An 11,619-nucleotide genomic window follows, 5' to 3' on the forward strand; every position below is an offset into this window, starting at 1 on the left:
GCTACGGATTTTGCACTAGATCGGCGGGTTTGGCGCTAGAGCTGGTCCTCAAGGTGGAAGACTTCTTCGAGCTGGAGGAACCCTTCATCCGGGCGGCCATCGAGCTGCACAAAGAACTCGCCCATTTCGGCCTGCCAGCGGGCGTTGACACCGGTTTCCGCCATGGCCTTCTGCGCAGCGGCAAAGTCTTCCGACTCCACGTAGCCGATGAGCAGACCGTCCGGACGGAGGAACAGGGAGTAGTTGTTCCACCCCGTGTCTTTGAGCGCTCGGACCATGTCCGGCCAGACGGCGGCGTGGCGCTCCTTGTACTCCTCGAGGCGCTCGGGCTTGACCTGCAGCTGGAAGCAAACGCGTTGCATGGTTCTCCTCATTGAGTGCGAGTGAATCGATTCAAGATTAGGCTAGTGATGCTATCACTGCTCTTCTGGCGCCCCACGCGCATCGACTCAGCAGGAATAGCTAAGGCTGGCGCCAGTAGGTAGCCGTTTCCGCTGACTCGATGAGTGGACAGTCTGAGAATCCTTCACCACTGGACCAGCATTGCACCAGAGGCGCTCTGTGTGATGTCGATCTGCATCCCCTGGGTAACCCCGGAGAGGATGGAACACTGCGGCCACGGGAGGGACCATATGCTCACGCCGCATCAGCGGCTGGTGAATGCCGGCAGCTTTACAGCGTACTTCCCCGGCTGACCAACTCAGGCTGGAAGATCACCTGGCGGCTTTCGCCGCGCTTGTCCTCGATGGCTTCGAGCAGGAGTTCGACGGCGGTGCGCCCCATCAGTTCGGTGGGTCGCCGCACGGTGGAGAGGGGGACGACGGCGGACTGCGCAAAGTCGATGTCGTCGTAACCGATCAGCGCCAGGTCTTCGGGTATCCGGAGGCCCCGGATCAGCAGCACGGCCTGCATGACGCCGATCGCCAGGAGGTCGTTGGCGCAGAAAATGCCGTCCGGCAGCCCCTCACGCCCCCGCTCGGCGAGCAGTTCCCCTGCCGCGCGGCCGGCCAGCACCGTCATGGCAGCCGCCTCGACCACCTCGAGTTCCGCACCGGGTTGCTCATCAATGGCCTGCTGGGCGCCGGTCAGACGATCCGCGACCTGCTGGATATCCGTCGAGGCGCCGATGAAGGCAATCCGCCGCCTGCCCCGGGAGAGCATGTGCTTGACGGCCATGTATCCGCCCGCCACATCATCCACGGACACCGAGCTCACGCGGCGCTGCGGGTCGAGGCGATCCACCAGCACCACGGATATGCCGTGTATCCGCAACTGGTCCAGCCGGGCGTCAATGTTGCCGACCGGAGAGATCAGCACGCCCTTGACGCGCTGTTGCTCGAAGACGTCCAGGTAACGGCCCTCGCGGACAGAGTCGTGACTACTGTCGCCAAGCAGCACCGTACTGTCCGATTCGGCGGCGCGGTCTTCCGCGGCACGCGCGAGAGAGGAGAAGAACGGGTTGCTGACGTCCAGCACGATCAGGCCGATTGTCCGGCTCAGTCCCGCGCGCAACTGCCGGGCAGCGTCGTTCCTGACGAACCCAAGCTCGGAAATAACGTTGAGCACGCGCTCACGCGTTTTCTCGGCAACCCGGTCCGGGTTGTTGAGCACGTTGGACACCGTGCCGACCGCCACCTGCGCCTGGTCGGCAACGTCTTTGATACTGACCATCTGAGAGATCCCCCGTTTGTATTTGGTGCAATCTTCCGCAAAACAATCAGTAATGTCCAAAAAGGGTTGGGGGTTTGCCCGCCCCGGCGCCGATTGCTTGACACCCAGTAAGGCCAAGGATACCTTTGAAACGAAACAATGAATCGATTCAAACCGCAACTGAAACCGATTCCCCAACAGATGACTGATTGACGTTCCTGATGGTCACTTATTGGAGAGTCGATCCAGACAAACGACGACGACGACGTGCGGCGGCTGAGAGGCCGGCCTGCCAAAGATTTGGAGTAGTAATGGTGGACCTAAGCCGCATAGCGCCGGTGCTGGAGAACCTTGCCATCGAGGTGCCCTCCTGGGCGTACGGCAACTCCGGCACCAGGTTCAAGGTGTTCCAGACCGAGGGCACACCCCGCACTGTGCATGAGAAGATCGCAGACGCGGCGAAAGTCAACGAACTGACCGGCCTCGCTCCTTCAGTTGCCCTCCACATCCCATGGGACAAGGTGGAGAACTACTCGGAGCTCTCCGAATACGCACTGGGCCTCGGCATCAAGCTCGGCACCATCAACAGCAACACTTTCCAGGACGACATCTACAAGTTCGGTTCCCTCACCCACAGCGATGCTGCTGTGCGGAACAAGGCACTGGACCACATGTACGAGTGCATCGACGTCATGAACGTCACCGGCTCCCAGGACCTGAAGATCTGGCTCGCTGACGGCACCAACTACCCGGGCCAGGGCGACATGCGTTCCCGCCAGGACTGGCTGCATGCCTCCCTGCAGAAGGTTTACGAGCGCCTCGGAGATGACCAGCGCATGGTCCTCGAATACAAGTTCTTCGAGCCGGCGTTCTACCACACGGACGTTCCCGACTGGGGAACCTCCTACGCCCACACCCTCGCCCTCGGCGAGAAGGCGTTCGTCTGCCTCGACACCGGCCACCACGCACCGGGTACCAACATCGAATTCATCGTCGCCCAGCTGCTCCGCCTCGGGAAGCTCGGCTCCTTCGACTTCAACTCACGCTTCTACGCCGACGATGACCTCATTGTCGGGTCCGCTGACCCGTTCCAGCTCTTCCGCATCATGTACGAGGTTGCCCGCGGCGGCGCGCTCGATCCCTCAAACGGTGTGGCCCTCATGCTGGACCAGTGTCACAACCTGGAAGAGAAGATCCCCGGCCAGATCCGCTCGGTCCTCAACGTCCAGGAGATGACGGCGCGTGCCCTCCTCGTTGACCGCGATGCTCTGACCACTGCCCAGGAAGCCGGGGACGTGCTTGCAGCCAACGCCCTCTTCATGGACGCCTTCTACACCGACGTCCGTCCGGCACTGGCCGAATGGCGCGAATCCCGAGGCCTTCCCGGGGATCCCATGGCCGCGTACACAGCAAGCGGCTACCAGGAGAAAATCAACGCTGACCGTCAAGGCGGCCAGCAGGCCGGATGGGGTGCATAACCATGGAGAACGTAGTGAACTATCCGGCAGAGCCTAACCCGACCGTTAAGACTTTGATCGAGCGTTCCAACCGCCTCGGAGCGGATAAGCGGAACACCAACTACGCCGGCGGCAACACGTCTGCGAAGGGCAGCGACACGGACCCGGTGACCGGGGAGAATGTGGAGCTGATGTGGGTGAAGGGCTCCGGCGGTGACCTCGGCACTCTCAAGGAGCAGGGCCTCGCCGTCCTCCGCCTCGACCGGCTCCGCGCGCTGACCAACGTCTACCCGGGCTTGGACCGCGAGGACGAGATGGTCGCAGCATTCGACTACACCCTCCATGGCAAGGGCGGCGCCGCTCCCTCGATCGACACCGCCATGCACGGCCTGGTCGACGCCGCGCACGTCGACCATCTCCACCCGGACTCGGGTATCGCGATTGCCACGGCGGTCGACGGCGAAGCCCTCACCGAGAAAATCTTCGGCGACAAGGTGGTCTGGGTTCCCTGGCGCCGTCCCGGCTTCCAGCTCGGGCTCGACATCTCAGCCATCAAGGCCGAGAATCCGCAGGCCGTCGGCACCATCCTCGGCGGCCACGGCATCACAGCATGGGGCGAAACCTCCGAAGAGGCAGAGGAGAACTCCCTCTGGATCATCGAAACCGCCGAACGCTACCTCGCCGAGAACGGCGCCCCGAACCCCTTCGGTGAACCCCTCGAGGGCTACGGCGCCCTGGCCCCCGAAGAGCGACGCGCCAAGGCTGCGGCCCTCGCGCCCGTGATCCGCGGAATTGCCTCCACCGACCGGGCGCAGGTTGGGCACTTCACCGACGACGACGTCGTCCTCGACTTCATGGGCGCCTCGGAGCATCCCCGGCTGGCGGCTCTGGGCACCTCCTGCCCGGACCACTTCCTGCGCACCAAGGTCAAGCCGCTGGTCCTGGACCTGCCCGCGGACGCATCCATCGAAGACTCCATCAAGCGTCTCAAGGAACTGCACCAGGAGTACCGCGGGGACTACCGCGGCTACTACGAACGCCACGCTGATGAGAACTCCCCGGCCATGCGCGGAGCCGACCCGGCGATCGTCCTGGTTCCCGGCGTCGGAATGTTCTCCTACGGCGCCAACAAGCAGACCGCCCGCGTGGCAGGCGAGTTCTACATCAACGCAATCAACGTGATGCGCGGCGCGGAATCAATCTCCACCTACTCCCCGATCGATGAGGCCGAGAAATTCCGCATCGAATACTGGGCTCTGGAGGAAGCCAAGCTGGCGCGGATGCCCAAGCCAAAGTCCCACGCCACGCGCATCGCGCTGGTGACCGGTGCCGCGTCGGGCATCGGCAAGGCCATCGCCACCCGGCTTGCCGCGGAAGGCGCGTGCGTAGTCATCGCTGACCTCAACCTCGACAACGCGCAGGCTGTGGCCGATGAACTCGGCGGACCCGACGTCGCTATCGGCGTCCAGGCCGACGTCACCAGCCCCGAGCAGGTCCAGCGGGCCGTCGACGCAGCAGTCCTTGCTTTCGGCGGACTGGACCTCGTGGTCAACAACGCCGGGCTTTCCATCTCCAAGCCGCTGCTGGAAACCTCCGAGAAGGATTGGGACCTGCAGCACAATGTGATGGCGAAGGGCTCCTTCCTGGTGTCCAAGGCAGCCGCGAAGGTGCTCATCGAGCAGGAAATGGGCGGAGACATCATCTACATCTCCTCCAAAAACTCTGTCTTCGCAGGCCCCAATAACATCGCCTACTCTGCAACCAAAGCCGACCAGGCGCACCAGGTCCGTCTCCTCGCCGCCGAACTCGGCGAGTACGGCGTCCGCGTCAACGGCATCAACCCCGACGGCGTTGTCCGCGGCTCGGGCATCTTCGCCGGCGGCTGGGGTGCCAAGCGCGCGGCTGTCTACGGTGTGGATGAGGAAAAGCTCGGCGAGTACTACGCCCAGCGCACCCTCCTCAAGCGCGAGGTGCTGCCCGAGAACGTGGCGAATGCCGCCGTCGTACTCACTTCAGCGGAACTCTCGCACACCACCGGCCTGCACGTGCCGGTCGACGCCGGTGTGGCCGCGGCGTTCCTGCGCTAGGCCCCGGCAATGAACTCGGACCACGCGAAGCCTGCGGTTTACGCGGCAATCGATATCGGTGCTTCGTCCGGCCGGGTTATTCTCGGCCGGATGGGTGCTGACGGCCCGTCGCTCGAAATCGTTCATCGCTTTCCGAACGGTGCACGGGAGGTCGACGGCGCGCTGCGTTGGGACGCCACGGGCCTGTTCGGGCAGGTGCTTCATGGGCTGACCCTCGCGGTGGAGCGCGCGGCGGCGGACGGTGAGCGCATCGTGAGCGTTGGCGTCGACACCTGGGCTGTGGATTACGGCTTGGTGCACGACGACGGCGAACTCGCCTCCGAGCCGCACAGTTACCGCGATCCCCGGGCGGCTGGCGTGGTGGACACCGTGCACGCGGCCGTGCCGTTCGAGGAGCTGTACGCGACCACGGGGCTGCAGTTCCTGCCGTTCAACACCGTGTACCAGCTGGCCGCCGAACCATCGCTTGAGGGCACGCAGGCCCTGCTGATCCCGGATCTGTTGGGCGTTTGGCTCACTGGCGAGCGGCGCTGCGAGGTCACGAACGCGTCCACCACCGGATTGTTGGACGCATCGACGGGGATGTTTTCCGGAGAGCTCTTCGACTCGCTCGGCCTGAAGCGGTCCGTGTTCCCCGAGCTGATCCAGCCCGGGGAAACGCTTGGCACCGTGCTTCCGACCATCGCGCAACGAACGGGGCTCGACGCCGGCACGCGGGTTGTGGCCGTCGGATCGCACGACACGGCGTCGGCTGTCGCGGCTGTTCCAGCAAGTGACCTGGGTTTTGCGTACGTCTCCTCGGGCACCTGGTCGCTGGTCGGCGTCGAACTCGCGAAGCCGATCCTCAGCACCGCCAGCCGTGACGCGAACTTCACCAACGAACGCGGCGTCGACGGCACCATCCGCTACCTGCGCAACTGCGGCGGATTGTGGCTGCTGCAGGAGTGCCTGCGTGAATGGGGGCCTGCCGTCACGCTCGAAGGCGTGCTGGCAGAGGCCGCTGCACTTCCCGCCGGTGGGCCGTTGATTGACGCCGATTCGGACACCTTCATCCCGCCCAACAACATGCCGGAGCGCATCCGCGCCGCGGCGAGCGGAGCGCTTGAGTCTCCCGCCGCCGTCGTGCGCTGCGTCCTTGATAGCCTCGCGCAGGTCTACGCGCGCACGCTCGCGCAGGCGGCACAGCTGAGCGGCCAGCCGATCGATGTGGTGCACATTGTGGGCGGCGGATCGCAGAACCGGTTGCTGTGCCAGCTCACTGCGGATGCAACCGGGCTGCCCGTAGTGGCCGGACCGGTTGAAGCGACAGCGCTCGGGAACGTGCTGGTGCAGGCGCGGGCCGACGGCGCACTCGGTGCTGAAGCCAGCCTTTCGGACATCCGCTCCGCCGTCCGCCGCACCGCGCAGACGCATTCCTTTCAACCCAGCAAGACCCTGAGCACCATCTAACTCAACGTTCAATTTCGCGTCATCAACTCAACGAAGAGGGTCACCAGTGGGCATCCCCAAACCAATCCGCGCCGCCGTCGTCGGGGCAGGAGGCATCGCGCAGGGCCAGCATCTGCCCGGGCTTCGCAGCCTCGGCGACCGGGTGGAAATTGCCGCCGTGGTCGACATGGACGCCGAGCGGGCCGGCGAGGTGGCGCGGGAGTGGGGCGCGCCGTCGTCGTACTCGTCAGTGGCGGACATGCTCGAGGAGGTGCGGCCGGACCTGGTGCTGGTGTGCACGCCGCCCGGTTCGCATACGGATGCGGTGATCCGGTCGCTCGACGCCGGTGCGTCCGTCTGGTGCGAGAAGCCGCCCACGCTTTCGCTCGCGGAGTATGACGCGATCCTTGAGCACGAGTCCGACGCCGGCCCCTGGGCCTCGTACGTTTTTCAGCACAGGTTCGGCTCAGCGGCGCAGCGGCTTCGCTCGCAGGTTGAGGACGGAACGCTTGGGGCGCCGCTGGTGGGCATCTGCCATACGCTCTGGTACCGCGATACCGCGTATTACGACGTCGAGTGGCGCGGCAAGTGGGAAACCGAGGGTGGCGGGCCGGCGATGGGCCACGGCATTCACCAGATGGATCTGCTGTTGTCCCTGCTGGGTGACTGGTCGGAGATCAGCGCCACGGCCGCTACTCTGCACCACGACGTCGAGACCGAAGACGTCTCCTTCGCGCACGTCACCTTCGAGAGCGGCGCCATAGTGTCGGTGGTGAACAGCGTGCTGTCGCCGCGGGAAACGAGCTACCTGCGGTTCGACTTCGCCGACGCCACCGTGGAGGTCGAGCACCTCTATGGGTACGACAATTCTCACTGGACGTGGACGGCTGCCCCGCACGTGGATGCAGCCCAGGCGGCTGTGTGGGCGCCGTCCGAGGACCTTGCGAGCTCGCACGCCGTGCAACTGGAGCAGCTGGTGTCGTCACTGGAACGCGGCGAGCGCCCTGCTGCTTCGGGGCACGACGGCCGGCGGGTGCTGGAGCTGATCGCCGGGCTTTACCAGTCGGCGTTTGAGGGCCGGCGGGTGCGTCGCAGTGAACTGACCCGGGATAATCCGTTCTACTGGTCGATGAATGGTGTTCCTTTGAAGGAGTCAACACATGTCTGAGCTTTCCGTACGGCGTCCGGGTAACAGCGAGCTGGTGGTGTCCCACGGCTCGGTGGACCTGGCGACGTACGTGTTCATCCCCGCCGCAACCCGTTCCGAAGCACCCAAGCCGTACCTCCACCCGCTACGGACGCTGAGCGGTGCGCCGCTGACCGGATTCCGGCCGTGGGACCACCGCTGGCACAAGGGCCTGCAGATGACGTGGTCGCATGTGTCGGGGCAGAACTTCTGGGGCGGGCCCACATTCTCACCGGACACGGATTACCAGTGGCAGGAGAACCTGGGGTCGATCGAACACGACGAATTCACCGCCGTTGCCGCCTCCCCTGACCGCGTTGCTCTCGCTGAGACGCTCACCTGGCGCAACTCCTCGGGCGAGCGCTGGCTGTCCGAGGAACGTTCGACCGTGTTCTCCGACGTCAATGTGGAGGAGCAATCCTGGCAGCTCGACTTCACGACTGAACTGACCAACATCTCCAACCGTTCCCTTGACCTCGGCAGCCCGACGACGGCAGGGCGCCCCAACGCGGGCTACACCGGCTTCTTCTGGCGCGGGCCGCGCGCGTGGACCGGGTGCTCGATCATCGGACCGGACGGCGTCGAGGGCGAAGCGATGATGGGTGTCTCTTCGCCGTGGATCGCTTTGACCGCGCCGCATGACGAGCTCGACGGCGGGGCGACCATCGTCGCGTTGGCGGGGACGTCGTCGTCGTCGATACCGTTGAAGTGGTTCGTGCGCAGCGAGCCGTTCGCCGCGTTGGCGCCGTCGCCGTCGTTCGATGAGGAGATTGTGCTGGCACCCGGCGAGACGCTGCGGCTGCAGCACCGGTACCTGTTCGTGGACCGGATCTGCGGGCGTGACGACATCGAGCGGCTCGCCAAACAGGCTGCGCTGTGACTGCTGGCCCGTTGTTTCCGGGCGCTGTCGGGTTCAGTGACCTGCGCGTGTATGAGTGGGAGACCAGCGACGGTCACCGTGGCGGGACCCCGCACGTACACACGGTGTCGAACGAGGGGTACGTGGTGCTCGGCGGGACCGGTGAGGTGCACACGCTGTCCGCTTCCGGGTTTGCGCGGGATTCGCTTTCGGCCGGGTCGGTGCTGTGGTTCAGCCCTGGGACGGTGCACCGGCTCATCAACTCCGGCGACCTTCACATCCTTACGGTGATGCAGAACTCCGGGCTGCCCGAAGCCGGGGATGCGGTGCTTACGTTCCCACTGTCGGTTGTGTCTGACCCGGAGCAGTACCGCGCGGCCGTTACCCTGCCCGACGGGTCGGAGGCCGAGCGCGCTTCGGCGGCCCGTCGTCGTCGTGACCTGGCGCTTAAGGGGTATTCGGAGTTGCTCGACGCACTGTCTCTTGGCGACCGCGGGCCTCTGGAGGCGTTTTACGCGGCGGCGGCTGCGCTGGTGCGGCCGCGTGTGGAGGAGTGGTCGCGGCTGTGGAGTGAGACTGTGTTGGTGGATGTTGAGACCACCCGGTCGCAGCTGGCCGCGCTGGCTTCCGGGGACGCCTCGCACCTCGGTGATTCCGCCGTCGTCCGCGGCGTTCCGCGCCCGGAGCCGCGCGCGTTCGGGATGTGCGGGCGGTTGGGGGTCTGGGACGCAACGCCTGGGCGTTGACCCTTGTCCCCCTGCGAACGCGCCGATAAGTGGCACGATCGTAGGGTCTTCGCATCGATCCTGCACGTTGTCGGCGCGTTTGTGCGGCGTCCCGGTCGCGGGCTAGTTGCGCCAACGAATTCGTTTCCCGGCTGCATTTCGTCGCAGGATCCGCGCACGGTCGTTTGCGGGTAAGCAACGAATTCGCAGCTTAGCGACCAGCCCAGAAACAGGTCGATAAGCTTGCACCATGCGCCCCGCAATCGTTTCAACCACCCTGTGACCCACCCGGGCGCTGGGGTCGGCGCGCTCTTCGTCCTCGCCGCGTCGGTCCTCTGGGGCACAACGGGAACGGTGGCAAGCTTCGCGCCCGGCGTCGGGCCCCTCGCGATCGGCGCTGCAGCGATGGGAATCGGCGGACTCCTGCAGGCAGCGATCGCCATCCCGGCGCTGCGCCACACAGGCTCCCAATTACGACGACGATGGCCGTCGATACTCGTTGGTGGACTTTCGGTCGCGGTATACCCACTCGCCTTCTACAGCTCCATGCGGTTCGCCGGTGTAGCGGTCGGTACGGTCGTCTCAATCGGTTCGGCACCGATTGCGTCGGCGGTCATCGAGCGGGTCATCGACCACCACCGGCTCACGCCACGCTGGCTGCTGGGCGCCGCCGTCGGACTGGCCGGCGTCGTCCTCCTCTGTTTCGTGGAACCGGCGGGCGAAGCGAACGACGGCGGGAACACCGCCGTCGGAATCCTCCTTGGGCTGGTGGCGGGGCTGACGTATGCGCTGTATTCATGGGCAGCGCACCGCACCATGCAGCGCGGTGTTCCGGCGCGGGTGGTGATGGGCGCCATCTTCGGGCTGGGCGGGGTGCTGCTCATGCCGGTTCTGCTGGTGACGGGAGCGCCGCTGCTTGAATCGTGGACCAACTTCGGCGTCGGTGCGTACATGGCCGTGGTGCCGATGTTCCTTGGATACGTACTTTTCGGTCTGGGCCTGGCCCGAGTGAGTGCGAGTACCGCAACCACGCTGTCGCTGGCGGAGCCGGTGGTCGCGGCGGTTCTCGCCGTCGTCGTCGTGGGTGAACGCCTTCCGGCCGCTGGCTGGGTGGGCGTGGCGCTGGTGATCGCGAGCCTCGCGGTCCTCACTGTTCCACTGCGGCAGACGAGAATGTCCAACCCGCGAGCCGAGGAGAATGTGCCGCACTTGCCGTGAAAACCTTGGCTCGCGAAGCGGGATGTGCGAGGGTCGGGTTATGGCATCACGCACAGCGAACTTCTGCATCGACGCTCACGACCCGCTGGCCCAGGTGGCCTGGTGGGACCAGATCCTTGATGATTTCGAGCCCGGCGATGAGAACAACGAAGAGGAAGCGGAGTTGATTGGCCCGGCCGGGCGGTGCCTCGAGTTCCTCAAGGTCCCCGAGCCGAAGGCGGTCAAGAACCGGATGCACATCTGCGTGCGGCCGGTCGATCGTGGCCGGGACGAAGAGATCGACCGCATTCTGGGCCTTGGCGCAACCATGGTCAACGACCTGCGCGACGGCGACTCCGGCTGGGCTGTCCTCGCCGATCCCGAGGGTAACGAATTCTGTGTTCTCACGACGCGGGCCGATGAGGCAGGGATCGCGCGGCGGTAAGCGCCGGATCTTCCGCAGCTGGTAGCTAGGGCCTGGTCACGGCGAAGATGTACTCGACGCCGGATGCTCCAGCTTCACCGTTGAAGCTGACGAAGTAGCCCGGCTCGGGTATTGAGACACTGAACCAGGTAGGCCCGCCGCATGTGAGAGAGGACATTTGCTCGTTGCCCGCATTCGATGCGGGGGAGAACGTCAAGCTCTCAACGCCACGGCACTGCGCGTGAACCTTGTAATCGCCCACGGGGAGTTCCGTCCCCGGCCAGCCGATGGTGTTCATTGTGGAGGAGTCGCCGGATCCTTGAGAAATGATCGTCTCGGGATCGGGCCCCAGGTCCAGCGGTGCCAGCGAAGTTGCAGTGCCTTCCGGCTTGGCCAGCGGATCCTCACTCAACGCGGCTGTGAATGCCTCGCCCGATCCGCATGCGCTCAGCAGCAAGGCCGCCGCTATCAACATGCCCGAACTTGCCCAGCGCTGACGTGCTTCGGTGTTCCCCATCCGATAAGGCTATTGTATCGATTCAACAATGGAGTTGTCGCAGACGATCTCTATAGTCGGGTCCCAGGCGGGCCGTTCCCGAAGACCCG

Annotated in this window: 11 protein-coding genes; 8 read left to right on the forward strand and 3 right to left on the reverse strand. The window is 65.1% G+C overall.

The genetic code is table 11. The annotated features are described in order from the left end of the window. Nucleotides 1-35: 35 nt before the first annotated feature. Together ACWA1U_RS02630 and ACWA1U_RS02635 are read right to left on the reverse strand one after the other, a co-directional pair. The gene (locus ACWA1U_RS02630; protein ID WP_463723795.1) at nucleotides 36-362 is read right to left on the reverse strand and encodes an L-rhamnose mutarotase; all 327 of its coding nucleotides are present in this window, start codon (nucleotides 360-362) and stop codon (nucleotides 36-38) included. Nucleotides 363-672: 310 nt separating this feature from the next. Next, a complete protein-coding gene (locus ACWA1U_RS02635) occupies nucleotides 673-1,680 on the reverse strand; it encodes a LacI family DNA-binding transcriptional regulator (RefSeq protein ID WP_463724933.1) in 1,008 nt (335 codons plus the stop codon). A gap of 281 nt (nucleotides 1,681-1,961) precedes the next feature. On the opposite strand from ACWA1U_RS02635, the gene rhaI reads away from it, so the two are divergent. The 8 genes from rhaI to ACWA1U_RS02675 all read left to right on the forward strand — a co-directional run bounded on the left by rhaI (nucleotide 1,962) and on the right by ACWA1U_RS02675 (nucleotide 11,034). Next, nucleotides 1,962-3,128 (forward strand): L-rhamnose isomerase, encoded by a 1,167-nt coding sequence (rhaI, locus tag ACWA1U_RS02640; RefSeq protein WP_463723796.1) that lies wholly within the window; start codon nucleotides 1,962-1,964, stop codon nucleotides 3,126-3,128. Nucleotides 3,129-3,142: 14 nt separating this feature from the next. Next, complete coding sequence (locus ACWA1U_RS02645) at nucleotides 3,143-5,194, forward strand: bifunctional aldolase/short-chain dehydrogenase (protein WP_463723797.1); 2,052 nt, start codon at nucleotides 3,143-3,145, stop codon at nucleotides 5,192-5,194. A gap of 9 nt (nucleotides 5,195-5,203) precedes the next feature. Next, nucleotides 5,204-6,643, forward strand: coding sequence for a rhamnulokinase (locus tag ACWA1U_RS02650; RefSeq protein ID WP_463723798.1), 1,440 nt, complete (start codon nucleotides 5,204-5,206; stop codon nucleotides 6,641-6,643). 46 nt (nucleotides 6,644-6,689) lie between these two features. Beyond that, complete coding sequence (locus ACWA1U_RS02655) at nucleotides 6,690-7,790, forward strand: Gfo/Idh/MocA family protein (protein WP_463723799.1); 1,101 nt, start codon at nucleotides 6,690-6,692, stop codon at nucleotides 7,788-7,790. Beyond that, nucleotides 7,783-8,688, forward strand: a complete 906-nt coding sequence (locus ACWA1U_RS02660) for a DUF6807 domain-containing protein (protein WP_463723800.1) — start codon at nucleotides 7,783-7,785, stop codon at nucleotides 8,686-8,688. The genes ACWA1U_RS02655 and ACWA1U_RS02660 overlap by 8 nt, the downstream gene beginning before the upstream one ends. Then, nucleotides 8,685-9,413, forward strand: a complete 729-nt coding sequence (locus ACWA1U_RS02665) for a cupin domain-containing protein (protein ID WP_463723801.1) — start codon at nucleotides 8,685-8,687, stop codon at nucleotides 9,411-9,413. Before ACWA1U_RS02660 ends, ACWA1U_RS02665 begins: the two co-directional genes overlap by 4 nt. Before the next feature lie 258 nt (nucleotides 9,414-9,671). After that, nucleotides 9,672-10,610 carry a DMT family transporter gene (locus ACWA1U_RS02670; RefSeq protein WP_463723802.1) on the forward strand — a complete coding sequence of 313 codons (939 nt, stop codon included), beginning with the start codon at nucleotides 9,672-9,674 and terminating at the stop codon, nucleotides 10,608-10,610. 40 nt (nucleotides 10,611-10,650) lie between these two features. Then, nucleotides 10,651-11,034 (forward strand): VOC family protein, encoded by a 384-nt coding sequence (locus ACWA1U_RS02675; protein WP_463723803.1) that lies wholly within the window; start codon nucleotides 10,651-10,653, stop codon nucleotides 11,032-11,034. A gap of 25 nt (nucleotides 11,035-11,059) precedes the next feature. Here ACWA1U_RS02675 and ACWA1U_RS02680 read toward each other — a convergent pair whose 3' ends face one another. After that, the gene (locus tag ACWA1U_RS02680; RefSeq protein WP_463723804.1) at nucleotides 11,060-11,530 is read right to left on the reverse strand and encodes a hypothetical protein; all 471 of its coding nucleotides are present in this window, start codon (nucleotides 11,528-11,530) and stop codon (nucleotides 11,060-11,062) included. Nucleotides 11,531-11,619: the final 89 nt, after the last annotated feature.

Source organism: Arthrobacter sp. TRD_SC_6, from assembly GCF_055361185.1.